Consider the following 26,323-nt stretch of genomic DNA (forward strand, 5'->3'; position numbering starts at 1 on the left):
CCGTCGTTCTCCGGTGATGCAGGCTGCATCACCCCGGCTGTCTACCGTGACGCGCATGCCCTGCGACTGGCCGATCGACCGCACCTGCTTGCCGGAGTTGCCGGTGCCGTCGGACACGCCGACTGCGGACGAGCAGGCTGCCTACGATCTGGCGCTGGTGCAGCGCAACGCCGCTGAGGACCGGGCTGTTTTCGTGCTGTGGGCGTTGTCCGGGCGGCAGTTCGGCGTCTGCGAGACCAAAGTGCGGCCGTGCCCGGAGAACCTGAGCCTGGCTGGCTACGCAATGCCGTGGGCGTCACCGTTCGTCCTCACCCTCGATGAGGGGCATTGGTTCAACTGGCCGTGCGGATGCGTCGGCAGCTGCACCGTCTCGGGCCCGCGTGTGGTGCACCTGCCCGGCCCGGTTGCTGAGGTGACGGCGGTGACGATCGACGGTGTGGTGCTCGACCCCGACGAATACCAGGTGGAGGGAAACGTCCTGTACCGCAAGGGCACGTCGTGGCCGCGACAAGATCTTGGCCGGCCACTGGGCGAGTCCGGCACATGGTCGGTGACCTACACGCGCGGCAATCCGGTTCCGCCTGGTGTGGCGCAGCTGGTCGGGCTGCTGGCCAAGGAATTCATGGTTGCCTGCGACCCCAGCGGTACCGCCAAGTGCCGGTTGCCCCGCACGGTGGTGTCCACAACCCGGCAAGGTGTGACTCACGTTTTCGATCCAGCGAAGATGCTGGCCGCCGGTAAGACCGGGCTGCCCGAGGTGGATTCGTGGCTCGCTGCGGCCAACCCGAATCATCTCGCGCAGGCTCCGGAGGTGTTGTGACCAGCCCGGCGTGCGTCGACCCGGCGGTGGAGATCATCGCCGCGTTCAAAAAGGGTATGCGGCAAGGGTTCGACCCCGCGTCGCCTTGCCCGCCGGACGGCGGCGGGATCACCACGGTGCGATTCTTCGCCGGTCAGGGTGCGTTGCCGAACTGGGATCCAGACACCGACGGGTGCGCAGGGCCGTTCCTGTGGGTCAGGGCAGCGCACCGGTATCGCTCTCTGCGGCAGGACTTCCCGGCGGCCTACGCGCGTGACGTCGACGACTGCCGGGAGAAACCGATCCGTGTGCTGGCAGTGGAGGTCGGCGTGGCGCGCTGCACCAACATGGACGCTCAACCGGACTGGGACACCCTCGACGACGAAGCCATCATCAGCCTTGACGACTCGTGGCGCATCGAGCAAGTCCTGTGCGCCGTCACCAGCCGGTTGAAGAGCAAAGAGCGTGCAGTGGCCACCGATACCGTCGAGCCACACGGGCCCGAAGGCGGCATCATCGCGTGGACCGGAATGGCCTACGTCCAAATCTGAGAGAGGTTGTGCTGTGACGCATCACGTGACGATCGAGGGAAGTGTTACCCCGACTGACTGGCTGCCCCGCGGTGTGCGGCGCACCGTCGAGGTGACCGCCGACATCCGTAAGCTCGTGGCCATCGGCGGCGCGATCGTGGTGGCCGGCAGCCTCGATGAGCCTGACACTGCGGCGTACGGCGACCGTGGCGAGATTCTCGATCAGCTGGCGGCTGACGCAGCCGAGGATGATGCGTACGCTCAGGTCTCAGAGTTCCCGGCCGCCGCGGAGGTGGGGGCTGAGCCGCCGAAGCGTGGACGGTCTCGCAAGGCCAGCGAACCGGACGAACCGCAGCCGTAACCCATGGCCACCGTGCGTGCTCACGTCGAGCTCAACGAACGCGAACTCAACGATCAGGTGCGTGCGTTCGAGGCGCGCCGGATGCGGTCGCTGCAGCGGCGTGTCGCCAATCAGGCGCGCGCCGACGTGCCGGTCGACACTGGGCATCTGGGCCAGTCGATCGGTGAGGGGCAGGTCCGGTTCACCGGGCCTCGCACCGTCGCGGGCAGTGTTCACGCGCTGGCCAAGTACGCGGCTCCGGTCCATGAGGGTCGCCGCGCCCGCGTGATCGTGCCGCGTCGGGCGCAGGCGTTGCGATTCCAGATCGGTAACCGCATCGTGTTCGCCAAGCGGGTCGTGCAGGGTCCGATGAAGGGGCGGCCGTTCCTGCGTAATGCGGGTCTGCGCATCGCCTCCCGGGAACGCTGACCGGGGTTTGCACCGCGCCGCAGCACCATGCTCGGCATGTCTACTTTCGCCTCGGATGGCACTGAAATCCTGGATGTTCCCGTCGTTGATGTTCCGGTCGCAGAGGAGCCCGATCCGGAGCCCGCTCACGTCGTCAATGGTGAGGCGGTCGTTGCTGAGCCCGTGGAAGCAGAGCTGGTGACGGACGTGGCGCTCGTCGACGACGAGAAGCCCGCAGACGACGCGAAGTGGGTGCACCAGTCCGAGTGGAAATACGACTGGCTGGACTACAAGGGCGACAAGCTCGCTTTCCGTGTCCCGCACCAGAACGCGCTCACCGCACTGTTCCAAGCGGGCCAGCAGTGCAGCCCCGAATTCCAGGCCGACCTCACGGTGAAGTTCGTCAAGCGGCACATCTCGCAGGAGAGCATCGAGCGGGTCCTCGAGCGTATGTCCGACCCCGACGACGAGGCGTACACCAGTGTGGCGGGTGGTGTGTGGGGTGACCTGCTCAAGCGCATCGCCGAGATCGGCGGCAAGCGCGCCGTCAAGGACGCTGAGGCGCTGCTCGCAGTGCAGAGCGGCAAAACCAAGTAGTAGCACCCTGTCTCGCTAGCTTGGCCCGGTGACCACGCCCGTCGGATCGATCAAGCTTGACCTGAAGATCGACGGGTCGGACTTGCCGGCTGAGACGCTGCGCGAGATTCAGGGCGCTTTGGCGCCGGTCCTCGCCGAGATCCAGCGTCGGCTCGAAGAGGTCGAGCGCGACTATCAGCATCTGTCCCGGGAGGCCGAGAAGTCGGCCACCAAGCAGGTCACGGCGAATGAGGCTGTTGCCGAGTCGGTGGAGCACGTCGGCGACGAGCACACCAAGACAGCAGCGAAAGCCAAGTCCTCGGCGACGCTGACAACGCGGCAGATCAACGCTGTCACACGCGCATTGGATCGCCAGGCCGCGGCGTGGTCTCGGCTGGCAGTAGCACAGGCGGCGGCTGCGGCGGCGCCCAAGCCAACCGCGCCGCCTCCGCCGCCACGCACACCGGGCGGCGGGGGAGGCTCTCGGGGCGGCGGCGGTGGCCGCCGCGGTGGCGGTGGCCGTGGTGGCGGATTCTTCACCAGCCCGCTGGGTGTTAACAGCATCGCGCTCGGCGTAGGTAGCCTGCCGGCCGCCTCTGTGGCCACCCTGAATCTCGTTGGTGCCGTGCAGCAGCTCGTCCAGGTCGGCGGACTGCTGCCCGGCGTCATCGGCGGCATCGTGTCGTCGGTCGGCACCGCGAAGCTCGGTTTCTTGGGGCTGTCGGATGCTGTGACGGCCGCGTGGGAAGCGTCGAAGTCGGGCGACCCGAAGGATCTGCTGAAGGCCGTCGAGGCGCAAAAAGACCTCGCCGAGTCGGCGAAAGCGACCGTCAAGGCCATCGTCGCGGTCCGGCCACAGGTCGAGCATCTGCAGCGCGACATCGTGCAGCAGAACATGTTCGAGGGCATCGACAAGGCGTTCACCGACCTGACCAACAAGACGATGCCGACCCTCGAAAAGGGCCTGGGCGGGATCTCCAAAGCGTGGAACGGCACGTTCAAGGAACTCGGCCGGGTCGGCGGTCTCGATTCCACACAGTCGTTCCTGGACAAGCTATTCGGCAACACCGCGGAGGCGCAGACACGCGCGAACGCGGCGATCGAGCCGCTGGTGCACGCGATCGGCACGCTCACGTCGGAGTCGAGCGATTTCCTGCCGCGCCTCGCCGACGGGCTCAAGGGCGTCACCACTCGGTTCGACAACTGGATCACCGAGTCGGTACAGAACGGCAACCTCGACAAGTGGATAAACCAGGGCATCGACGCGGCCGGCCACCTCGGTGAGACGTTCCTGAACATCGGCAAGATCCTCAACGACCTCACCACCGCGGCTGGCGGCGACGGCGGATTCTTGAAGTGGTTGGAGGACGCCACCACCAACCTGCACAACTTCCTGACCAGCACCGAGGGCCAGACGAAGCTCACCGAGTTCTTCCGCGAGGGCAAAGAGCAGCTGGGGCGGTGGATCGAGATCCTCAAGAACGTCGGCTCGACGCTGGTCGACGTGTACAACGGGGCCAAGCAGTGGGCGGACGTGCTGCTGCCGATCCTCAAGACCGTCACGGACATCATCGCGGCGATGCCCGGTGGAGTGACCGGTGTCGTGACGGCGTTCCTGGCGTGGAAGACCATCACCGGCATCACCGACGTCATCGGCCATCTGACCAACATGGGTGGCCTGCTCGACGGAATGCCGGGCAAGGCAAAGGGTTCGGCCACCGGGTTCGCCTCTGCGTTCAATCCCGTCACGCTGGGACTCACTGCGCTCTTCACGACGATCACCATGCTGGTCGAGAAGATCAAGTCTGACAACGACTATGTGAAGTTGCAGGGCGATCCGAACGTGCCGCAGGAGGTCAAGGACCAGGCCACCGTCCAGAAGTTCTACCCCGACCTGGGCCGACTGCCCAACGCTTCCGATCCGGCCAACCTGGGCATGCCTGAGAAGGGATCGCTTCTCTACGAACAGATGCTGCAGGACGTCAAGGACGGCAAGTTTCAGATCCCAGGCGTCGACCCCGCCAATGCGGACGCGACGTTCGCGCAGATTGCGGAGCAAGCAGCCAACGCGCGGAAGAACACCGAGCTGCTGGCCAACGACATCAAGACGTTGCCCGACGGCCAGGTGGTGCTGAAAGAGGACACACCCGAGGCGATCCAACGCGTCAAGGACCTCGGCTACGAGGTGCAGAAGCTGCCCGACGGCAACGTCACCGTGCGGGTGGTATTCCGGGATCCGAACGGTAACCCGATCGATCCGTCGCAGCTCCGCACTCCCGGGTTCATTCCCGCGTTCCCCGGCGACACCACGGTGCCGAAGGGTGGCCGCGCCGAAGGCGGTGTGCTGCCCGGTTATTCGCCCGGCGTCGACAACATGCTGGTGCCGATGTCCGGCGGCGAGGGCGTCATCATTCCGGAGGCGATGCGGGCACTGGGCTCCCGGTGGCTGTACAACCTCAACAGCAGCTTCCGGTCCGGCCTGTCCCGCAGGGGCTACGCCGGCGGCGGCATCGTGGGCTTCGACGATGGCGGGGTAGTGCCTGGCCTACCGCAGGACACCACAGTCCTCGGCCTGTTGTCTCAGATCCGGGATCTGTTGGCCGGCAAGGGCGGCACGGCCGGCAACCCGCTGGCGGCGACGGCTGCGAACACCAGCAACATGAGCACGGCCGTCGACAAGGCGGCCACCAGCAGCGGCACCCAACTGGGCCCGTTCGGCACGCCGATCAAGCCACGGCACCGCGGCTACGAAGCCGCAGCGGCCGCCATCCAAGCACTCGGCGGCGATCCGGAGAAATGGCTCGGTGCTGACCCGGCCACGGTGAGCATGGCTCAGGGCGGCATCCTGCCGAACCCGATCACCGCCGCTGGCCTGCCGGGCGGCGGTGCGGACCTGAGCCGCTACGCCACCGTGCTGGCGGCATTCGCGAAGTCGGGCAACCTCGGCTCGGACCTGACCGGCCTGGGCCTGGATGCGAACGATCCTGTGGTCAAAGCGATCACGACAGCGCGGAACAAGAAAAAGGGACGGCTGAGCGACGACACGATCGCCGACCTGGTCACGCAGGTTGTCGGTGGCGGCGGATATACGGGCACACTCGACTCGACGAACAGCAGCCTGATCAGTTCGCTGCAGACGTTCCGCGAGAAGCTGATGAAACCGGCGGGTTCACGGTCGCGGGGCTCGGCGGCGGCAGCTACCGGCCTTCCCATGTCGGCGCTGCCTGCAGGCGTCCTAGATCCGGTCACTGCCTACGCCCAGGCCCACAGCGGCGGGCAATACAGCTGGGGTGCGAGCGATCTCGCTGCTGGGCTGAGCGATTGCTCCGGCGCGGTCAGCGACCTGGTGGAAATCATCACGCAGGGCCAGGCCACGTCCAAGCGGCTGTTCTCCACCGCCGATGCCGGTTCGGTGCTCAGCTCGTTGGGCGCGGTGTCCGGCGCGGTGCCCGGTGCGCTCCAGATCGGCTGGTCGGCAGAGCACATGCGGGCCACCCTGCCCAACGGAGTGAACTTCGAGAGCGGCGGCGGCACCGGCCAAGGCGCGACGTACGGCGGCAACGCCCAGGGCGCGGCCGGAATGCCGAACATCATGAGCCTGCCGGTCAACGGCGTCCCACTGGGAGCGGGTGGCCTGCCGGGCACGTCCGGTGGCGTTGTGCCCGTATACGTCACGAACTTCGACGGGCAGATGCGCGGCGCCGAGTTCTTCAAGCCGATCGCCGACGCGGCAGCCACCGCGGCTGGCGGTGCCGCGGCCGACGTCGGTGGCGACGTTCTCACCTCCGCGCTCGGCGTCGGATTCCGCGACGTTCCGAAGGACACGGTCGACGCGGAACGACTGCTCGCCGAACGCAACCCGAACGCGCTCGCCGCCCTGGCCGGATTCAAGGTGGGGGACTACAACCGCACCGGCAGCCAGGGCGCGGCCGATAACCTCACCCAGAACGACGGGCCCGCATTCAACGCGCAGGGCCAGTTGTACTCGGACACCAGCGCGCTGATCGACCGCACATTCACCAACCTGTCGGCGCAGATCAAGGCCAGCTTCGACCAGATGAAAGACGTGCTCTCCCAGGTGCGGGACAAGCTCACCGAGGAAGCGTTGAAGCCGGTGCTGAAATCGGCTGTGGCGGAGGGCGTCAGCGAGGTCAAGGACGCCGCCCTGGCCAGCATCGGCACCACGATGGGACAGGCCGCCGGTCCGCCGATCGCCGAGGCGGTCAACAGCAAGGTGAGCGCCGCGGTGGCGGCGTCGCAGCAGAACGGTGGGGGCAGCAGCACGGGTCAGGCACTGGTCGGTGCCCTGTTCGCCTCCGGCGGCGGTGTCAACGGCGGCACCCCCGGCAAGGACTCGGTGCCAGCCATGCTGATGCCGGGTGAGCACGTGCTCACCACCAGCGACGTCGCACGCATGGGCGGCCAACAAGGCGTGTACGCGTTCCGTCAGGCGCTGGCCCGCACCGGCGGTGTCCGGGGCTTCGCCACTGGTGGCGGGGTGAACGTCAACAACACCGTGGGCGCCGAGTTCTTCGGTGTCTCCCAGATCCCTGTGCTGGGCGCGATCGTCAACCTGCTGGTGCGCATCCTGCTCGGCGTGCTCGGTGTGAACATCGAGGCCCGCGACACCCTCAACGAGATGACCGACGAATTCCGAAAGTTCCGTGGGGATTTCCAGGCGTTCGATGCGTCGGGCCGACTACTCAACGACACGAGCGCGTTGATGGACCGGTCGCAGTCGAGCGAGGAAATCGCTGCGCAGGAACGCATCCGGATCCTCAAGATCGTGCTCCAGGCGCTGATCAAGTACATCATCGAGAAGGTCATCGTCCCCATCGCGAAGGCGGTGGCGAACGCGGCCATCAACGCGGGCGCGGCGGCGGCCGGCGCGGCGGTCAACAGCCAGGCCCCGGGCGCTGGCGGGATCGTGTCGGCGCTGATCAGCTCGGGCGGCTCAGCGGGCGTGGACATCCTCGCCGACATCGGCAGCGAAATCGCGGTGCAGTCGTCGGCGGTAATCATCGACATGGTGGCCGAGGGCCTGCAGTCGTACTTCCCCGACGCGGTGGGTTCCATCTTCGGTGGCGCCATGATGGAGAACCTGATCGCCGCTCCGCTTGCCGGGGCGTTGGCGATGCCGCTGGCCATGATCGGCGCTCTCACAGGCGGTTTGACCGGTCTGTTCGCCCCGCTGTCGGCTCTCGTCGGCGGCGCGTCGTTCGACAACGGTGGTATCGCCAACGGGATTGGCGTGATGCCCAAGGCGACGATCCGCCCCGAGCGGGTGCTGAACCCCGAGCAGACGGCACTGTTCGCTCGGATGGTCTCGGCGCTCGAACGCAACGGCGGCGGGCACGGCGGCCAGACGATCGTCCAGATCGGCGAGGGAGCGATTCAGGTGGCGGGCGGCCCCGAGGCTGGCCGCAACGTCCGCGACGGGCTACTGGAGTTGATGAGCTGATGGCCTACAGAGGATGGATCGGACTCAACGGCGTCGAGATCGCCAACACCTCTCGGCTGATCGCCCACCTGGGCGCGGAGACACCGACCAGTGACGTCGGGATCTTCATCACCGACTCGGGATTCACGTATCCCGGCGGGGAGGTGTATCCCGACGATGACCTGCACCCCGGCGGCGGGCCGTGCGCGTTGGTCGAGTCCGTCGACTACCCCGGGATGTTCGAGATCCCCGACAGCTCCGTCGAGGTCCTGCCCGGGCTGCTGACACCACCCAACGGTGCCCGCCGGTACGGGCCCGGGCTGTTCGAGGTAGACGGCACCTGCTGGGGGCCGGCCGCGATCTGCGGGTCGTGCTCCACCATGGTGGTCTACGACGACACTTGGCCGGGTCTGCGGGAGTTCCTGGGCGACACGGAGTATCGGCCGGAGTTGGCGCCGTGGTACACGACCCAGTTACCGGAGTCGGGCGAGTTCGGCGGTGTGTGGTTGACGCGCCTCGACGGCCTGGGCCCGACGCCGGTGGAGCGGTCCATCACCCCGATGGCGGGCCCGGGGTCGGCGGCCGGACCGAACCGTGACACGGCCCGCACGCTGACGTTCGAGGCGCTGCTGATCGCCTGCACTCACGCCGGCGTCGAGTACGGGCTGCAGTGGCTGTCGTGCCTGCTGCGCGACACCACCGACAACACCACCAGCACGCTGCGCTACCTCGCGGCGTCGCCGTCGCACTCCGCGGTGGATCCGGCCAGCCTGGTCCGCGAGGTGCACGGCGTCGTCCTGACGAAAGCCCCCACGATCGTCGAGGAGCTCAACACAGAGCCCCGCCAGCACCAACAGGCCACCCTCTACCGGATCTCCTGGGAGATGACCGTTCTGAGCCCGTACGCCTACCTGCCCGGTGTCTCGGTGCACGTCGACTGGGACGAGATCACCCGCCAGTCGATCAACTGGATTCACGCCGCCGACTGCGAGAAGCCGGAGACGTGCGTGGACATGCCCGTCATGTTCTCCACCGAATGCGCGCCGGAAGAGATCGCCGCGATCACCACGCCGCCACCGGTGTGCGGTGGCTGCCTGCCGGTCGGGGAGATCGACAAGTACAGCTTCCGCGTGCCCACGATGGACTACGCGTTCCGGTGCCGCGAGACCGTGGTCACCACCGTCATCCGCAACACCGGCGAGACATCGTTGACGCTGCAGGCGTTCTGGCGTGAATGCGGCTCCGATATCCGCTGCGAAGACAATCGGTTCCCCCTGCAGATCTCAGGCCTGCCGGCCGGGGCGGAACTGGTGCTCGACGGCATCACCGGCCGGTATTGGGCGCACTACGACGAGCGGACCCGCGCGGTGATCGGTGTGGTCGGCACCCCGAACGGTGCGCCGTGGCGGCCACCGATCATCGACCGGGAAGGCTGCTGGGAATTCATCATCCAGGCCGCCAGCACGGCTGAATTCGAGGTCGACATGGTGCTGACCGACCGGGAGGCTTAGCCGTGATCGTCGACGACGAGCAGATCGTGTCGGTCCGCACCGCCAGCGGAAAGCAGCTCTACCAGTTCCTATCCAGCGGCTACTCCCAGTTGAAGTGGACCCGGGAGCTGCGCGAGGTGTCGATTTGCAACCTCGGGGTTCCACCGAAGGCCGGCTACGTGCGGATCCCCGACATCACGCCGTGGATGCACTGGGTGGACGTGTGGGATGGGCAGGGCCGCGAACTGTATTGGTCCGGCCCGATCCAGTCCGCCGAGCAGGGCCGCGACTGGCTGGCGCTCTCGGCGCGCGACGCGAGTTCGCTGCTGGGCCGCACACGGTGCCCGCTGACGAAACGGTGGGACGCCGCCGACCCGGCCGAGGTCGCGCGGGAACTGTGGGACGCGGCGATCGACCACCACGGCCTGAACATCAAGCCCATCTGGCGGCCCGATCCGCGGGGTGACCGCTTCGAATTCTCCTGCACCGCAGACACTGCGATGACCGACAACGTCATCAAAGACCTGACCGACCGCGGCCTGTACTGGTCGGTGGTGGCCGGCATCCCGCTGCTCGGCCCGGCGAAGTTCGAAGCGCTCGCGACGCTGAGCGAGGACGACTTCGTCGACGGCGGACTGTCGGTGATCCGCGACGGCGCCAACACCTCGAACGATGTGCTGCTGCGTGCCGCGGACGCGGTGTCACGCGGCCGCGTCGAAATGGGCGGGCTGAGCCTGCAGAGCATCGTCAACATCGACTCGATGTTCGGTGTGTCCAACACCGATCGGGAAGCGTACAAGTACGCCCGTTACAACGGCGTCATCCGCGACGCCATCAAGGTGCCGCCTGGGGCGTCGCTGCACCGTGACACGCCAATCTCCATGCAACTGCTGGTGCCGTCGGTGCGGCTGAATGTGGAGGCGTACGGGCTGTTGTCGACCATGGAACTGGCTGGGGTGACGGTGAACTGCTCGTCGAGCGGCGTGACCGTCGGGATCGACCTGGAGTCGGTGAACGACGATCTGCCCGAGCTGGTGGAGCTTGACCAGCAGGCACGGCAGGGCCGCCGGTGAGCGGCGTCGCGACGCTTAGCCGGCCGCCGCGCACCGATCAGGAATGGGCGCGGCAGATTTCGCGTCGGCTCGACGTGCTCGAGAACCCGCGGTCACTGCGGGTGGTGGACTGGGTGATCAACTCGGTCGACGGGAAGCTGATCGCGACGCGGCCTGGCCAGTCCGTCGACCTGGACAACCCCACTGGTCCGGTGTCGGTCGACCTCGGCAGCCTGCGCGGCTTCACCAACACCGACCGTGAAGAGGTCATCAACGAGGCGAAAACGTCGGCGTGGCAGGAGCTTTACGAGAAGCTCACCGGCCAGCTGGACCCGGTCGACGCGCTCAAGAGCCTGTCCGATTTCTTCCGGATCGAGCTGGGCGGGCCGATCACCGCCGATCGCATCCCGCTGATCCCGCTGACGCATATCCGCGACATCAACCGGAACCTGATCCTCGACGGTGGGTTCGACACCGGCGACACCCTGCTGGGCCTGCCGGACTGGACCCACGACGCCACCGACGGCAAGAGCAAGCCAGGCTGCGCGACCGTCACCGCCGACGGCAGGTCACACATCATCTACAGCAACGACATTCAGGTCGCCAAGGACGACAAACTCAACCTCTCGGTGGCGGTGAAATGGGTCGGCCTGACCGCATTGGCGGGCAGCGACGCGATCCGGCTCAACGTCGCCGCGTACGACGCCAGCGGTGTGATGATCGGTGGCGCTCCCACGATGGTGGCGTCGGTGGCCAGCCCGTCGGGCAACAGCGGCGGCACCAACGGGTGGGGCACCACGATCAGCGGCACCTACACCGTGCCCGCCACCGCGGTGATCGTGACCGTCGAGCTGACCGTGATGGCCACCGCCACCGCCGGAACGGTGAAGTTCGACGACGCCGAGGCCCGCAAGACGGGCAGTTTCCTGCAGGACTACGTCAAGGACCTGCCCGCGGATCTCCAGTCGCTGCTCGGATGGATCGAGGCCACGGTCAACGCCGGGCTCGGTGCGCTCGGTATTCCCGCGATGGGCAGCCTCGCGGACAAGCTGCTCGACTTCCAGGACGGTCTCTCGGATCTGCAGAACGCCGCCGAGGATGCGTTCGCCAGCGCGCAAAATGCCCTCGACGCGCTGGCCGACAAGCTCGGGATCAGCGACTGGAATGACTGGCTGACGAATCAGTGGGGCAACCTGCGCGACGCACTGGCCAATGCACCGGCCACGGTGATCGGGATGCTCGACATGACCCGGATCACCGGGCTGCCAGATCTCAACACCCAGGCCGTACAGCTCATCGAGATCATCGCCGGGCATGCCGTCACGCCGATCACCTCGGCGTTGCAGCAGGCCAAGGACTTCATCACCGGCACCGGCAGCAAGACGCAGTTTCTCACCCTGGGTGGGCTTTTCGACCCCACCAAGCTCAACGGCCAGGTGCCGTCGACGGGTGTCGCGACCACGGTTGCTGGCGCGACCGATATCGGCGACGCTCTGCAGCAGGCGATCGACACGCTCACTCAGGGCGCGGGTGGTCTGGCCGGGACGGGCTTCGGGATCCTCGACGCCCTGGCTCAGCTCACTGGTCTACGCCAGGCCACGGCGGGCGCGAACGCCGCGGCGCTAAACGTGCAATCGCAGTTGGCTGGCCTGGACCCGGCGGCGTCATCGGAGATCGTCAACTTCAGCGAGTATGTGAACGCCGGTGCCCCGCCGTCGATGTTCACCAAGGTTTTCGACCAGGGCTCCGGTGGAATCGTCACGTCGGGCGGCAAGTTGGTGTGGTCCGGCAGCGCTGGTGATGAGCGGTACCTGTTCAATGGCGGGCCGCTGCAGACGGATCTGTTCGAGGTGAACGTCGTTCTACCTACTGTGCCGTCGCACGGGTGGTTTGGCGCCGACGGCAACAACTTCATCTACCTCATCGGCCGATCCGACGCGGCGGGCAACAACATGTGCATCGCCGAAATCGGCTGGGACCGCGTGCGAATCATGTCCTACAACACCGGCACCACGACAGTGCTGGCCACTGTCAACCAGTCCGACATCGTCACCGGCGGCTGCCGTGTGGCATTCAAGGGCGGTAATGCTCTGCAGCCCCGGTACTTTCACGTCGCGGTCAATGATGACATCGTCACGTCGGCGACCGATATTGCCCCGGTGACTCAGCTCGGCAGCAGCTTCCGGCTGTGCGGCCTGGGTCTGAGGAAAGACTCCAGCTACGAGACGGGCACCATCTCTGCCTGGTCGATGCTCGACGGTGGCGCGTCTGCAGGGTCCGGCGTCGTTGCGGGCATGACCGCTGCGGGGCCCACGAACCTGATCGTTTGGAAGGGCACCGCTGCTGAGTATGCGGCCATTCCGACGAAGAACCCGAACACCATCTACGCGGTCAGGAACTAATGCCGATCTACATCGGCGGCGACGCCGCAAGCATCTATGTCGGCAACGAACTGCAGGACGCCGTTTACCTTGGCAGTGACCGTATCTGGCCACCGATCTCGTTCCCGTACATCATCGAGAACACCAACCTCACAGACGCCGAAACGCCAACCGAGGCTGCGGGCGCCATCGTCGAGCTGGCCGGTGGCGGCGGTCCCGGCAAGGCGGGCGCGGTCATGCCCTCGCAGAACAACGTCGTGGCTGCAGGCGGGGACGGGGGCGGTGGGGCCGCCGCGATCGGAACCGCGGGCCTCCGGTTCTTCATCCCGATCGAAGACCTCGGCCCACTGTTCAGCGTCATCGTCGGAAGCCCAGGGACGGCATCGAGTTTCGTCTCCGGTTCCGTCCAACTCAATGCGGGCGCTGGCACCAATAGTGCCGCTGGCACCCCGTCCATCTCCGGGATTGGATACGGCTTCTCGGCGCCGGGATCGCTGGGCCCCAACACGCTGGGCGGTGCGGCCGGTGGCGGCCAAGGCCGCACCGCGCGAACCGACAGCAACAAGAACGTCAGCTACACCCCCGGCACCGCGGGCAGTGACTCGCTGTTCAAGGCGGGTGGTCCGTACCTATCGCCCGACCCGGTCCCCGAGGCCGGTAAGCCCAGTGGCGGCGCTGGCGGCGGCGCCGCCGGGCGTGGCTACGGAGCCGGTGGAGGCGGGGGCTCAGGCCAGATCCAGGGCACCCCGGTGGACGGCTCGGGGCGTGTGGGCGGACCGGGATATGCGCGTGTCACGTTCACCGACAAGCGGCACTACTGGGGTCGGTTCCTCGCGGGCTCGTGGTCCTGGACTCTGCCGTCCTGGCTGCGCAACGGCGACAAGATTCGGCTCACCGGGCTTGGCGGCGGCCGAGGTGGAGACAAGGGCGGCTCCACATCGGGTGGTGCTGGCGGGCGCGCGGGTGCGTGGAATGACGTCGCGCTGACCGTCGGCGTTGACGTCCCGGTCGGTGGCACGCTCGTCGGGGTCGTCGGGACTGGCGGTGCGATCAACAGCGGTAACGGCAGCAACACCACCTGCACCACCGTCGGATTCGTCGCGCTGGGCGCCACAGCGAGCAACGGCGGGACGGCCACGGCCGGTGATAGCTCCGGCATCCACTCCTACTTCGATGACGACTACATCGGCGGTCTGGGAGGCCTCTACGGCGGCGACCTCAACCTCACCGATCCCGTGGGCGGCGACGGCGGCCCCGGATCCGGTGGCGGTGGTGGTGGGTCCCTGTTCTTCCAAGGCAAGAACGGCGGCAAGGGCGGCGACGGTCGCCTGTTCATCCACGCCTACCAGGTGTGAGGAGAGACGCATGCCGTGGTTCCCCGAGCGTCAAACGTCACCCCTGCTGCGTATCGGGTGGGGCGGTGCAGCCAACCACTCCGGCAGCCAGGTCGTCGCGCCGTCGTGGTGGGCAGTCCTCGGCATCGACGGTGCGCTGTCGCTGCACATGGTCAGCACCGTCGAGCTGAGAGCGCTGCAGAACCTCGGGGTAGTGCTCGACGTCGCGCTCAACCGCAGCGTGGCTCTACAGAAGCTCGGCATGATCGCCGCACAGCAGACCTTTGGTGTCATCCGCACCGTGAGCTTGTCGACCGTAGGCGGCCTCGACGTCACCCGGCAGGTCGCCCTGGCCAGGTCGGTGGCCCTGACCCGCATCTCGACCATCGACGTAAACGCGCCCATCGTCACGACCAGCGCGGTGGAGCTCGCCCAGTTCACCGCGTTCGGTCTGCTCACCACGATCTCCGCGGGACGCCAGGTCGATCTGACCAAGATCGGCCCGGTCGACGTGGCGCAGACGCTGCAGGCCGGCCGAGTCGTCGACCTGATCACGCTCAAGTTCTTCGACCTGGCGCGGTCCATCGTCGCCAGCTCCTCGGTGAGCCTGACCAAGATCGCCATGCTCGACATGGCGCAAACCGTGACGGTGAACCGGGCGCTCACGCTGCTGCGTGTTGCCGGTATTGATCTGGCACAGACACTTTCGGCCGGGCGCACGGTGGATCTGGAGAAGGTGCGGGCTGTCGATTTGCAGCGCCAGGTTCTCACCGCCGCTGTGGTCGACCTGGACCGTATCGGCCCGCTGTCGGTGTCCCGCGACCTCTCCCTGGCCGGCAGTGTGACGCTGACCGGCCTACGCACGCTGAGCCTTTCGCGTGCGCTCACACTCGCGAGCTCTCAGGAGCTGGCCAAGCGCCTGGACCTCGGATTCGCCCAGGCCGTCGCCCTGTCGGCAGGCGTCGCCGCAGCCTTCCCGTCGACGGGTCTGCCGCTGCCATTCGACCGGACTGTCACCGGCGCCTACAGCTACGCCTTTCCTCGCAATTGCGAGATCATCGACCGCATCGTCCTCGGCGCTGGTGGTGGCGGCAAGGGCCTCGGCATCTGCTGCGTCTGGGGTGCGGGCGGTGACCCCGGTTCATACGACAGCGACACGATCACGCGTGGACCTGGCGGCATCGACTACTCGGTCACCACCATCACCGGGACCGTCGGCACCGGAGGCACGGCGGGGTCTACGTCAGGCGGCAACGGCGGGAATGGCGGTGCGACCACGAGTGTCGTCACCGGCGGTGCCACCCTCACCGGCAACGGCGGCAACGGCTCCACCACGGCCAACGCGCTGGCAGTCGCCGGTGTCAGCCCGGGCAACCGGACACAGGGGAGTCTCACGATGACTGGTGGGGCCCAGCAGAACTCTGATGGCGGTGCCGGTAACGCTCCCGGTGGCGGTGGGGCCGGGGCGCAGCACACGTTCGGTGCTGGCGGCGCGGGCGCACGTGGGCAAGCCAGTTACCTTGCCCGCCAGTAGATACACCCCGCCCTGACACCATCGCCGTCATGACCGTGGGCATCACGACATACCTGGCCAATGCGCTGCTGAACCATGTTGGCCGGAACGTGTCGTACACACCCCCAACCACGGTGTACGCGAAAGCGCACACGGGAGACCCCGGAGCGGCCGGCACTCTCGCTGCCAGCGCCCAGACCACCCGGCTTGCACTGAGTTTCGCAGCCGCCGCGTCAGGCTCCATGAGTGCGAACACCACGCCGGAATGGACGCTCAACGCGACCGAGACCATCTCGCATGTGTCGTTCTGGGACTCCGCTGGCCCGGCCGGAGGGAACTGCCTGTGGACCGCCGCGGCCAGCGTGTCAAAGGGCGGCGTCAACGGCGACATCATCCGCATCGCCACCGACGTCCTGTCGTTCAGTCCCATTGCCGCAAACTAGCCAAGGAGATCCGCATGTTCCGCACACCCGGTATGACCGTTAACAGCATCTCGTCCGGTCCGCTGCTCCAGCCACTAGGGAGTGACGTTGAGGTGGTCATCCAACTCGCCCCAGGATCGCTTCCCGCCTACATCGGACCGAATTTTGCTGTCGACGAGAACAGCGGTTTTGCACTCGTCGAAGGCACCACCCTTCAATTCAGGCTGCGACCGGACGACGAACTGTGGGCGATTGGAACAGATCCGACCACGAGTTCGAAGATCCAGATGATCGTCCAGAGTGTGGGGCAGCCCAGCTGATGCCTGAATTGGAGACCGAAGTGGAATGGGCTGTCATTTGGCAGGTCGCGACGTTGCCCGACGACGGTTCGGTTCCGCCTCCGCCTCCGCCTGAGCCTCCGGCCCGTCCCTCGCTGCCGCTGCCGACCTACGACCCAGCGACGGGCAACCCGATCCCACCGGAGCTGACCGCCGAACAGCAGGCGTTGCAGGACCAGTACGTGCGCGACCTGGAGGCTTACCACGCGGCCGTCGCGGCCCGCGAGGAGATCGTGGACCAGGTGCTGACCAACCCCGCGAGCTGGCAGACGGCGCTGACCGTTCTGCCGGGCGGTGAAGCCGACGCACGGGCCGCGCTCAAGACGCTCAAAGAGACCAACCTGACGAACAAGTACGCCAAGGACTTCGAGCTGGCCACCTCGCCGGCGAGGATTTGGACTCGGGTGTAGTGCCCTGGCACCTGCTGATTCTCGCGTTCATGCTCGGTGGTCTTGTTGGTAGCTGGACCGTCACGATGGCCATCATGACCAGCCGCTCACCGCACGAGCGATAGCACCCGGGCTCCGTACTGTCGGGCCGTGCCGATCACGGAGTACACCGAGCCGAACGTCTGCGTCGGGGAGAACCTCACCACCGACGACGCCGGCCAACTCCGTCTACAGCCGTGGGCGGTCCCGCGTCTCGTCGCTGATGTGCGCGGCAATTCTGGTGGCGACGGGAAGGTGTACCCAACCACCGCATTGCCGGGAAAGCTGCTGATCGACATCAAAGCCGGGTGGCGCAATGACACCCCGCTCGAGCAGCAGGTGCTGATCCGGGTCGTGCGCGGCCCACGGTACTGGCTGACGTCGAACCCGAACGCGATCCAGTTCCGCGACCGCTGGACCTACGCGATGGACGCCGAACCGGGGCCGCCGATCACGTCGGGAATCTTCAACGGGCAGACCGGATCAGCGATCGACCTCGGCACCAACAGCGTTGCGGAACCGGAGCCGGGGCAGCAGTGGATGTGGACCGACGTCAACATGGTCGACGAGTGGGTGCCGTACCCGGTGGGGCCCGGACAGTTGTTCAAGGCCTGGTACCGCTGCTATGTGTGGACGCCGCCGCCGTTCTCGGACAACGCGAACAAGAACCAACCGAAGCATGAGGCGAGAGCGAATTGGGCTCGGCTGCAACTAATTGCGTTCGGACAGCAAGGAAATGTGGTGACCGGATGAACCTGTTCGTTGGGATCATGATCGGGATCGCTGTCTGGCCGGCGGTTTACGTTGCGTCGTGGGGCGTGGCGTGGGTCCGCTACTGGAGGGGCCGGCGATGACCGTCAAACCCTGCACCATGGAGGGGATGCTGGCCACGGTCGACGGGATCGACATGGCCCGCCACTGGTTTCCCCGCATCGTCGCCGAACGATTCCTCGAGTCCACCAAGGACGGCACGATCAGCCGCGCCCCGGATCCGGTGACGATGATCAGCGGCGACATCGACTGGTACAACAACACCGGTGACCCGCAAGTCGTTGCCGTGCAGGTCAACAGGGCACCGCGCAGCATCGTGGCGCAGAACCCTGGCACCGTGGTGATTCACGACGCCTGGTCGTACGCGCAGGGTGTCAGCCCCACCGCCGACTATCCCAGCATCGTCCAGGACGCATTCGGTGGCCGCGCCCAAGTTGACCGGCCGGAGGCCACCGCCGAGGACCTGAAATACGGGCGCCTGTTCATCGACGGTGACGCATCGCAGGCGTGGGTGCCGATCGGCATACTGCCGGCGAAACACTCGCTGCACTTCCGCTACCTCGCCGCGGTCCAAACCCCCGGCGTGTGGACGTCAGCGTCCGAGTTCGAACCCCGGTGGGAAGCGCACGCCCGCTGGACCCGCCTACTGGTGTTCGCCACCCCGGTGGGGTCGGCATGAGCGGCGCCAACAGCGAGCACTTCGCGATCGTCGACGAGGCGATCGAACCGCAGCCGTGGACGCAGTACCGCATGCTGGCCAGCAAGACAGCCGCATCGGTATCACGCAGCTACGACACCTCGGGTGGCGGCAACAAGAACGACCTGGTGCACACCGTCGACATTCAGTGGACGAACAACAGCCCGGTGCCGCAGCAGGTTTACGGCCTAGTGACCCGGGCCGGCGCGCAGGTGACGTTGCAGGCACGGTCCCGCGGCTACCTCGTCACCACGCACGGGATCGATATCCGGCCCAACGCGACGCCACCGTCGAGCTTCGACATGGTCGAGGTCTCCCGCTTCGGGTGCGGCATGGATATCGGCAAGGGCGGCACCCTGGCGCTCGGCACCAGCTTCGGTTTGCACGAGGTGCGTCAGAACAGCCAGTCGGCGCCGCTGATGCCGCAGACACCCGGGTGGCCTCTGGTGGCGCCGGGGGAGACGTTCTTCGCGCGCGTGACCGTCCGGTTCGTTTCGGACTTCTGGGAGAACACCACCATCGACGGCGGCGACCAGAACACCGAGTCGCTGTTCATCTCCGGCGACACCCGCGTCGACCTGTTCGGAATCCCCAGCGTCGCAGGTGGTCCGCTGCCGTCACGCCCGATCCCCACGGTGGTGGGGGTGGAGCACTCGACCAACAACACGTTCCCCACTGACGTCGACGTGCCGGCCGGGACGGCCGCGGGTGACACCATGTTGGCGATCGTGGCGAACAACATCGGCTTGGCCTCTGACATCACGGCGTCTGAATCCGGTTGGACCGAGCTGCATGTCCGCAACGACGGCCTGTTGGGTATCGGCGATGTTCACATGAAGGTCTACGGGCGGATTGCGTCGGCCACCGAACCGGGGTCGTACCACTTCACCACCGGTGTGCTGGCTGAGGAGATCGTCACCCTGGTGGTGCTGCGCGACGCGTCTACCGATTTCACCGAGTGGCGGTTTGCGTCGACACTGTCGAAACGGTTCTGGGAGCGCGGCGACGGTGGCCACGTGTGCCCCAGCATCGACAGTCGCGGCCAATTGCTGTTGTGCGCTTCTCACGTGGCGCACAGTGTGTTGCAGGCGCCGATAAATCAGGCACCCCCGGCGGGGATGACCAGCCTGTCCGATGTCGACGCCACCGGCTCCACCATGGCGGTCGCGATGCTCGCGTCGCCGCCGCGGCCCACGCTGGACCGGTCGTTCACACCGACCAAGGAACCGGAGTGGTCCGGCCGCGCCATCGCCCTGTCGGTGCTGGTGCCCGGCACACCCGTGATCTAAGCGAGCCAGATGTTCGATCCACCTGAGGGTTTCGTCGACATGCTGGGCGACGCTGTACTAGCGCCCCTCTCGGGGCCTGTCTTCGACCTCGATGTGCCGGACGTCGGCGTCGTGCGTGCACGCCGACCGATGCCGAGATCGGCGGCCGCGCTGGCAATGTCAGGCAACCCGAAGATCACATCCGAGGAACGGCACCACTACCTGACCCAGTTCGTCCGGGACCACCTCGACGATGGCGAGTACGAGCGGCTGCTGTCCGGCATGATGGCCGACGAACTACCGGGCGACACCACCACACTCGTGGCCCGCGAGCTGGCGACGTGGGGCACCGCCCGCCCGTACGTCGCCGTCATCATCCTGGCCGTCATGGCCGGCACCAACTGGCGCGCTGTTCGGCAGCGGATGCGATCGGACGGGATCGCCGACCCGATGCGGGATTTACCGCACATGCACGCCGTCATCGATGAGATCGAAACGCTGGCATTGGAGGGCACCGCGTCGACCGGCGACAAGGATCTGGACCGGCTTGCCCGCGAGGACCTGATGGACCGGCTGTACGCGCCGACGCCTGAGGGCGCGGAACGCCTGAACGGCAAGGACTATCACGCGCAAGTCAAACCGCCGGAGGGCTTCACCCCTGGCGAGGTGGAGGCATCGTTCGATGCGTTCACCCGGGCGATGTCGGGAATGCGGTAGCTGCACGCGGGGCCCATAACCTGCGGGCATGCCGAAGTTGGTGCCCTACCTCGACACGGAAAAGCCGGTTGGCGAACGGCTGTCGCCGCAGATGCGCGCCGAGATCGAAGAGGTCGCACCGTCCGGGCTGGTCAACGGGGCTGTCACCACAGCGAAGCTGGCAGAGAAAGCCGTGGCCACGGGAAAACTCGCCGATGGTGCAGTCACCACAGAGAAGATCGCCACCAATGGTGTGGAAGCCGTCAACCTCGCTCCCGGTGCCGTCACGACCGCCAAGCTCGACGACGACTCTGTGACCGCGGCGAAGGCCGGCATCGGGGTCGTCACCGCCTACGACAAGGACGGCAACCCGGTCGAGGCGCCGATAGTGTTCATGACTCAAACCGAGTACGCGGCAATCACGCCCGTGCCGGGTGTCACCTACATGCTGCGAGCTGGCTGATGCCGATCCCGGGGATCGTGGCGATCAAACGCGACGGCCAGGACATCGTCGAGATCCGCCGCGACGGGCAGCTGGTCTGGTCCACGTCGTCACTGGGGGATTACTTCGACCGAGACACGCTCGGCGCCAACTGGGTTCACTACGGCCCGGCCAGCGACTATGTGGCTGGCATCGTGGACGGTTCGCTTCGACTCGACATGCCCGACGGTCTCGTGTCCGCGGCACTCAAGACCGATCGGGTGCGGCTCAACACCGGCACCACCGGCTCGGATGACTACTACCTCGAATTCCGTATCGGCTCGCAGGGTTCGGGCAACAGCATCACCAACACGCAGCACCGCACGCAGGTGTTCGCCAGGGTGTCGAACGGTGCTTTCACGCACGGTGTTGGCGTCGAGCTCATCAATTCCAAGCTGGCGATCGTGCGTCGCGTCGCCAACGTCGACACCATCATGGTGGCGGACTGCGGCGCCTACGCTGCCGGTGACATCTGCCGACTGACCGGCGTGGGGAATCTGCATACGCTGCGCCGCAACGGCGCCTTCGCGGGGGAGTGGCCGGACAACGCCGCGACCGCGGCGAAGGGCGCGGGCTACCGCAGCATCGGGGCGCGCGTGGACGCGTCGAAGGATCTGCTTGGGCCGCGCCGGTTCTCACCGTCGATCGACTGGATCAACGCCGGATAGGGCTTGCACCCAGCAGCTTTACCGTCCGTGGTCGTGCTCCAGAAACTGCTCGCATCGCTCGTGCCCATCCTCGGCAAGGCCATCTTCGACTACGCGGTGGAGTGGTTGAAGGACCCCGCCAACCGCGACGACATCGAAGCCGCTGCAACGTTCGTCGCGACCCACGCCACGGCCGCGACGCCGTGGAAGTGGGACGACAAGCTCGTGAAGGCCATCGCGGACCAGGTCGGCACCAAGCTGCCTGACCTCGGCGGCCTGTCCGCCGTTGTGGCTCAGTTGCAGCAGATCGCCAAGAACCCCCTCAGCGGGCTCGGCGGCCTGCTCGGCGGTGGCCGATGAGTTACGGACTGCCGCGAGGAGCCAGCGTCAACTACGGCGCCAACGGATTTCCCGACTGGGTCTACCAGCTCGCCCAAGTCTTCGGGCTGCGCGCAAGCACCTACCCGGGCCACCAGGAGAGCAACCGCAACGAAGCCGGGTTCGCGCCGAACCCACAACAGCTCAACCGCGGCATCGACTGGGCCGGACCGGTCGAGAACATGCAGCGATTCGCCGACTACCTCATGACCGTTCGCGGCTCGCTGGAGCAGATCATCTGGCAGAACCCCAACACCGGGCAGCGGGCCGGCGTCGCCGGTGGCCGCGACGTCACCGACACCGGCTACTACGCCAGCGACTATGGCGGCCACCGCGATCACGTCCACACGCGTCAAAGCGCACCCATCCCGATGCCTGGCGACATCGCCCCCGGGCCGCCGCCGGCCGACGCCGTCACCTACGGAATCGACATCTCCAACCACCAGGGCGTCATGGACCTTGACCAAGTCAAGGCCGAGGGCTTCGACTTCGTGTTCGCCAAGGTGTCCGAGGGCGCGACCTACCGCGATCCGTTCTGGCCGCGCACCCGCGACGACGCGCAGCGCCTCGGCCTGATCCTCGCCGGCTATCACTACGTCCGCACCGGCGACCCCGCCGCGCAGGCGCGCCTGTTCGTAGACCAGCTCGGCGACAAGAGCATCCCCGCCATGCTCGACGTTGAAGCCGGATCCGGTGACATGGCCCAGTTCTGGGCGGTCAAAGCCGAGATCGAGAAGCTCGGCGTCCGGGTCGCCCTGTCGTATATCCCCGACTGGTACTGGGAGCAGATCGGCAAGCCCGACCTGTCGCAGGTGCCAGGCCTGATCCGCTCCGAATACGTCTCCGGCAGCGGATACGCCTCGGTGCTCTACCCGGGCAACACCTGGGCGATGTGGGGCGCGTACGGCGGCCGGACCCCCGACATTCTGCAGTTCACCGACCGCGCCCTGGTGGCCGGAAAGTCAGTCGACGCCAACGCGTTCCGCGGCACACCCGCGCAACTCCGCGCCCTGCTCAACCTCGAAACCCCCACCCAGTCAGGAGAGATCACCATGTCTGCAGCCGAAGAGCTTGAAGCCCAGTCCCGCGGCGTATTCCCGCCGTCCGATCAGGCGAAGCGGTCGGGCTGGCCGCAGCCGTGGCGATTCGTCTACTCGCGCTTCGCACGCCCGTTCAACGCGATCGTCAAGGACCCGGCCCGCGGGCCGTGGGGCCGGGTGCAGCCGGATGGGTCGTGGCAGAACGGCCATACCGACAGCGACGAGCAGACCGTCACCATCGGTGAGCAGATCGCCTGGCGCAACGAGTTTTCCGACGGCATCGTCCGGGATCACGGTGACGTGATGATCGAGCTGATGGAGGACCTGATCGCTCGCCGCAAGGCCGCCGGCCAGTCCACTAGCCCGGCCAGCGACGTGCTCAAGGCGGACAGCTGATGGCCCGCCATCAGAGCGTCCAGCACCTGGTAGACCTGCTGGACCCCAATCCCAACCTGCCCGCCGGGCCGATGGCTGACCTCGCGGCCCTCACGGCCAAGTTCCGCGACGACGTGCTGGACCTGGCGGGAGACGGCCCCGAGCTGTCGGCGGGTCTGCGAAAGCTGCTGGAAGCCAAGGATTGCTTCGTCCGCCAAGCCCTGATCGACGGCGGCAAATGAGCATCGCGGCCGCCATCGCCACCGCCGGCCTGGCGCACATGGTCGGCGACTACCTGATCCAGTCCGATTGGATGGCCCAGGAGAAGACCAAGCGGTGGTGGCCGGCGATCGCGCACGCGGTGACGTATGGCCTGCCGTTCCTGTTCGTAACGCAGTCGCCGCTGGCGCTACTGGTGATCGTCGGCACCCACGCGGTGATCGACCGATACCGGTTGGCCCGGCACGTCGTGTGGTTCAAGAATCAGCTCGCGCCCCATGCGTTCCGGCCGCCGCACACCGCCACCGGTCACGGCCCAGACCGACCGGACTGGCTGTCGGTGTGGCTGCTGATCATCGCCGACAACGTGCTCCACATGCTGATCAACGTCGCCGCGGTGGTGTGGCTATGACCGGTATGGCCGAACTGCTGGCTGCGCGCCGCGGCGTCGAGTTCGTGCGGCACGCGATCCTGACCTTCGCCGGCACCTGGGCCAAGCCTGGCACCGGCTACCCCAGTTGGGTGGTCGCGGGTGCGGCCGACACTCTCGACGCCCCCGTGTTCGAGGTCCCGGTCCAGGCGCCGTGGTCGTTCGGGTTCATCGGCGCACCCAACCCGAACGCCCCGAGCTACGCCAAGTCCGTCGACATCGCGGTGGAGTGGGCGGTCGCCTGGATCCTGGCGCACCCGCTGCAGACGTTCGGGCTCGGCGGCTACTCCCAGGGCGCCGAGGCGGCATCGCGTGTGCTGCTGGAGATCATCACCCCGGGCGGCCGCCTGTACCACTTGCGGCACAACTTCATCGGCGGCTACACGCTCGGCAACCCGATGCGTGGGCAGGGCCATACAGGGTCCGGTCTCATCGACCCCGGCGGCCGCGGTATCGCCGCCAACCGCCTGCCCGCCGACCTCCCGGCCACGTGGGTCGACATCGGCAACCCCGGCGACATGTACACCTCGGTGCCCGCCGGGCCGAAGCTGCTCGACCAGCAGGCGGGCGACAACGTCACCGCCTGCTACATGGCGGCGATCCAGCTCGGTCTCGATATCAACGCCGCCACCGCGATCCTGTCGGCGCTCACCGGCAAGGGCGGCCTGGCGGAGCAGGTGCTCGAGCTGCTGGCCAACCCACTCAACGTGGTTGCGCTGAGCAAGTCCCTCGGGGTGGCGTTGCAGTTCGTCGCCCAGAACCCGCCGACTGCCCCGCACATCACCTACGAATGGCGGGCCGTCACCGCCGACGGCCGAACCGGAATCCAGTACGCCGTCGACCATCTCGGCGCTATCGCCGCCGCAACACCAGCAGCGGCCTGACACCATGGCCGCGGTCTACGCGATGTGCTGGGTCGGCATCGCATACAGCACCGCGTGCGTGGCGCTGGCGTTCATTCTCGCGTGGCGCAACCGCCGCACTTAACTCATGTGGTGGTCGCGGCGCGCTACGTCTTCGGGGGGATCGGCCAGACCCAGGACATGTCCCCAACGATGAGCCTCAGCTCTTTCGCCGAGGCTGGGGCAATCACCGTTACGGTGCCCCGCATGCGAGTTCCTGGGACGAACGTCTGAAGTACGGCGTCGGCGTGCTCTGTGCAGGGCGACGCAATATCGAGGTCGCGATGCAGAACGCCGTCGCCATCCTCAATGGCCCAGTTGTTGATACGCAGGGCGTCGGCCGAACCAGACCACTCGAGCTTGTTCGCTGCCTGACCATCAACCGAGTACCGCAGATACTGCTGCCCAGGAGCGAGCGGTGAAATCTGGTAGGGATCCGAGCACTGATATCCCGGTTCGATCGCCGTGACGGTGAACTCCAGATCGCACGGCGCGGTCGGTGATGGGCACCCGACACCGGCACCTTCCCCGATCGCTTTGAGCATCGCGCCGCTGGCGTCGCGTCGAGGCTCGCCCGTCGGCGCCACGGGAGGTTGCTCGGGCCCGCGTTCAGTGGTGACCGTGACGGTGGTGGCCGCGGGTTGCTGGGCGGGCTGGCTGCAGCCAGCAAGAAGCGCCAGCGCGGTGATCACTGCGGGCATGGCGATGACGCGAAGGCCCGTCATGGGTAGATGTGGTACTGCGGCTGGCCCAGCGGCGTCGGTGGCCAGGCGTTCGGGTCGACGGGGTAGCAGCGGCCGACAGATGGCACCCATCCGGTGATCTGTCCGTACTGGCCGTTGATGGCCTGCGGCTGTGTCGAGAAGCACCGGTCCCAGGTGCCGTCTGGACGAACCGGGCCGTCGCAGTACTGCGCGAACGGCTGAGTCTCGCACCCGGCGCTGGCTGGCGCGGCCAGCCCCAAACCGGCCGCCAGGCCCCCTGCGACCAGCCCACCTGTGAGCCACCTGTACATGCGCGGAATCGTACGACACAGTCTTGACGCCTGTGACAGTTCCTCGTTGACACGTTCTGGCGCGGGTCGGAGTTGTGCCAGAGTTGTGACAACGCACGCGCGAAACTGGGCGAAACCATGCGAATGCATGCGACCGTCACGCCTGATCAGACACCTTTTTCGCGACACGGCGCGAAGCCATGCGACGGTATCGGGCGGACTGTAAATCCGTCGGCTTACGCCTACAGTGGTTCGAATCCACTACCTGCCACACAGATCAGGCCCCCTCATCGAGGGGGCCTGACGTGTTTCCGGCCGCGCGGGCAGGTGTACCGGCCTGTCCGACACTGTTTTTCGCAAGCAACGAAGTCGGT

27 protein-coding genes and 1 tRNA gene are annotated in these 26,323 nt (G+C 66.9%); 26 read left to right on the forward strand and 2 right to left on the reverse strand.

Translation table 11 applies throughout. The annotated features are described in order from the left end of the window. Positions 1–55 precede the first annotated feature (55 nt). The 25 genes from A5784_RS26970 to A5784_RS27090 all read left to right on the forward strand — a co-directional run bounded on the left by A5784_RS26970 (position 56) and on the right by A5784_RS27090 (position 24,937). Complete coding sequence (locus A5784_RS26970; protein WP_064947937.1) at positions 56–820, forward strand: hypothetical protein; 765 nt, start codon at positions 56–58, stop codon at positions 818–820. Further along, complete coding sequence (locus tag A5784_RS26975) at positions 817–1,350, forward strand: hypothetical protein (protein ID WP_232006256.1); 534 nt, start codon at positions 817–819, stop codon at positions 1,348–1,350. The genes A5784_RS26970 and A5784_RS26975 overlap by 4 nt, the downstream gene beginning before the upstream one ends. A 13-nt stretch (positions 1,351–1,363) precedes the next feature. Beyond that, positions 1,364–1,690: a hypothetical protein gene (locus tag A5784_RS26980; protein ID WP_064947938.1), complete on the forward strand. Its 327-nt coding sequence runs from the start codon at positions 1,364–1,366 to the stop codon at positions 1,688–1,690. Positions 1,691–1,693: 3 nt separating this feature from the next. Then, positions 1,694–2,098, forward strand: a complete 405-nt coding sequence (locus A5784_RS26985; RefSeq protein WP_064947939.1) for a hypothetical protein — start codon at positions 1,694–1,696, stop codon at positions 2,096–2,098. A gap of 36 nt (positions 2,099–2,134) precedes the next feature. Further along, complete coding sequence (locus A5784_RS26990) at positions 2,135–2,674, forward strand: hypothetical protein (RefSeq protein WP_156750796.1); 540 nt, start codon at positions 2,135–2,137, stop codon at positions 2,672–2,674. A 28-nt stretch (positions 2,675–2,702) separates the two neighbouring features. Beyond that, a complete protein-coding gene (locus tag A5784_RS26995; RefSeq protein ID WP_064947941.1) occupies positions 2,703–8,114 on the forward strand; it encodes a hypothetical protein in 5,412 nt (1,803 codons plus the stop codon). After that, positions 8,114–9,604: a hypothetical protein gene (locus A5784_RS27000; RefSeq protein ID WP_064947942.1), complete on the forward strand. Its 1,491-nt coding sequence runs from the start codon at positions 8,114–8,116 to the stop codon at positions 9,602–9,604. The genes A5784_RS26995 and A5784_RS27000 overlap by 1 nt, the downstream gene beginning before the upstream one ends. Positions 9,605–9,606: 2 nt before the next feature. Then, positions 9,607–10,656, forward strand: a complete 1,050-nt coding sequence (locus tag A5784_RS27005; protein ID WP_064947943.1) for a hypothetical protein — start codon at positions 9,607–9,609, stop codon at positions 10,654–10,656. Continuing rightward, positions 10,653–13,037: a phage upper tail fiber protein gene (locus A5784_RS27010; RefSeq protein ID WP_064947944.1), complete on the forward strand. Its 2,385-nt coding sequence runs from the start codon at positions 10,653–10,655 to the stop codon at positions 13,035–13,037. Before A5784_RS27005 ends, A5784_RS27010 begins: the two co-directional genes overlap by 4 nt. Continuing rightward, positions 13,037–14,371, forward strand: coding sequence for a glycine-rich domain-containing protein (locus A5784_RS27015; protein ID WP_064947945.1), 1,335 nt, complete (start codon positions 13,037–13,039; stop codon positions 14,369–14,371). The genes A5784_RS27010 and A5784_RS27015 overlap by 1 nt, the downstream gene beginning before the upstream one ends. A 10-nt stretch (positions 14,372–14,381) precedes the next feature. After that, a complete protein-coding gene (locus tag A5784_RS27020) occupies positions 14,382–15,884 on the forward strand; it encodes a glycine-rich domain-containing protein (RefSeq protein WP_064947946.1) in 1,503 nt (500 codons plus the stop codon). A 29-nt stretch (positions 15,885–15,913) separates the two neighbouring features. Next, positions 15,914–16,306 carry a phage tail fiber protein gene (locus tag A5784_RS27025; RefSeq protein ID WP_064947947.1) on the forward strand — a complete coding sequence of 131 codons (393 nt, stop codon included), beginning with the start codon at positions 15,914–15,916 and terminating at the stop codon, positions 16,304–16,306. Between the two features lie 14 nt (positions 16,307–16,320). Further along, positions 16,321–16,605, forward strand: coding sequence for a hypothetical protein (locus tag A5784_RS27030; protein ID WP_156750797.1), 285 nt, complete (start codon positions 16,321–16,323; stop codon positions 16,603–16,605). Beyond that, complete coding sequence (locus A5784_RS27035) at positions 16,605–17,033, forward strand: hypothetical protein (protein ID WP_064947949.1); 429 nt, start codon at positions 16,605–16,607, stop codon at positions 17,031–17,033. The genes A5784_RS27030 and A5784_RS27035 overlap by 1 nt, the downstream gene beginning before the upstream one ends. A gap of 129 nt (positions 17,034–17,162) precedes the next feature. After that, positions 17,163–17,804, forward strand: coding sequence for a DUF7172 family protein (locus tag A5784_RS27040; RefSeq protein WP_064947950.1), 642 nt, complete (start codon positions 17,163–17,165; stop codon positions 17,802–17,804). Between the two features lie 97 nt (positions 17,805–17,901). Further along, positions 17,902–18,501 (forward strand): DUF7172 family protein, encoded by a 600-nt coding sequence (locus A5784_RS27045; RefSeq protein WP_064947951.1) that lies wholly within the window; start codon positions 17,902–17,904, stop codon positions 18,499–18,501. Continuing rightward, complete coding sequence (locus tag A5784_RS27050; RefSeq protein WP_064947952.1) at positions 18,498–19,808, forward strand: DUF7172 family protein; 1,311 nt, start codon at positions 18,498–18,500, stop codon at positions 19,806–19,808. Before A5784_RS27045 ends, A5784_RS27050 begins: the two co-directional genes overlap by 4 nt. Before the next feature lie 9 nt (positions 19,809–19,817). Beyond that, positions 19,818–20,504: a DUF7240 domain-containing protein gene (locus A5784_RS39360; protein WP_232006257.1), complete on the forward strand. Its 687-nt coding sequence runs from the start codon at positions 19,818–19,820 to the stop codon at positions 20,502–20,504. Positions 20,505–20,532: 28 nt separating this feature from the next. Next, positions 20,533–20,946 (forward strand): hypothetical protein, encoded by a 414-nt coding sequence (locus tag A5784_RS27060; protein WP_064947953.1) that lies wholly within the window; start codon positions 20,533–20,535, stop codon positions 20,944–20,946. Continuing rightward, positions 20,946–21,632, forward strand: coding sequence for a DUF7257 domain-containing protein (locus tag A5784_RS27065; protein ID WP_064947954.1), 687 nt, complete (start codon positions 20,946–20,948; stop codon positions 21,630–21,632). The genes A5784_RS27060 and A5784_RS27065 overlap by 1 nt, the downstream gene beginning before the upstream one ends. A 33-nt stretch (positions 21,633–21,665) precedes the next feature. Continuing rightward, positions 21,666–21,971, forward strand: a complete 306-nt coding sequence (locus tag A5784_RS27070; protein ID WP_156750798.1) for a hypothetical protein — start codon at positions 21,666–21,668, stop codon at positions 21,969–21,971. Continuing rightward, positions 21,968–23,425, forward strand: coding sequence for a glycoside hydrolase family 25 protein (locus A5784_RS38865; protein WP_082945094.1), 1,458 nt, complete (start codon positions 21,968–21,970; stop codon positions 23,423–23,425). Before A5784_RS27070 ends, A5784_RS38865 begins: the two co-directional genes overlap by 4 nt. Further along, a complete protein-coding gene (locus A5784_RS27080; protein WP_064947956.1) occupies positions 23,425–23,646 on the forward strand; it encodes a hypothetical protein in 222 nt (73 codons plus the stop codon). Before A5784_RS38865 ends, A5784_RS27080 begins: the two co-directional genes overlap by 1 nt. Continuing rightward, on the forward strand, positions 23,643–24,035 hold the full coding sequence (locus tag A5784_RS27085) for a DUF3307 domain-containing protein (protein ID WP_064947957.1): 393 nt from the start codon (positions 23,643–23,645) through the stop codon (positions 24,033–24,035). Before A5784_RS27080 ends, A5784_RS27085 begins: the two co-directional genes overlap by 4 nt. Beyond that, a complete protein-coding gene (locus A5784_RS27090; RefSeq protein WP_064947958.1) occupies positions 24,032–24,937 on the forward strand; it encodes a hypothetical protein in 906 nt (301 codons plus the stop codon). The genes A5784_RS27085 and A5784_RS27090 overlap by 4 nt, the downstream gene beginning before the upstream one ends. A 125-nt stretch (positions 24,938–25,062) precedes the next feature. On the opposite strand, the gene A5784_RS27095 is transcribed toward A5784_RS27090, so the two are convergent. After that, complete coding sequence (locus A5784_RS27095) at positions 25,063–25,647, reverse strand: DUF4352 domain-containing protein (RefSeq protein ID WP_156750799.1); 585 nt, start codon at positions 25,645–25,647, stop codon at positions 25,063–25,065. 29 nt (positions 25,648–25,676) lie between these two features. Beyond that, positions 25,677–25,970, reverse strand: coding sequence for a CDGP domain-containing protein (locus A5784_RS27100; RefSeq protein ID WP_064947960.1), 294 nt, complete (start codon positions 25,968–25,970; stop codon positions 25,677–25,679). A gap of 181 nt (positions 25,971–26,151) precedes the next feature. Here A5784_RS27100 and A5784_RS38505 point away from each other — a divergent pair. Beyond that, positions 26,152–26,220 (forward strand) — tRNA-Tyr (locus A5784_RS38505). The last annotated feature ends 103 nt before the right edge of the window (positions 26,221–26,323 follow it).

Origin of the sequence: Mycobacterium sp. 852013-50091_SCH5140682, from assembly GCF_001665685.1 — a bacterium.
GTDB lineage: Bacteria > Actinomycetota > Actinomycetes > Mycobacteriales > Mycobacteriaceae > Mycobacterium.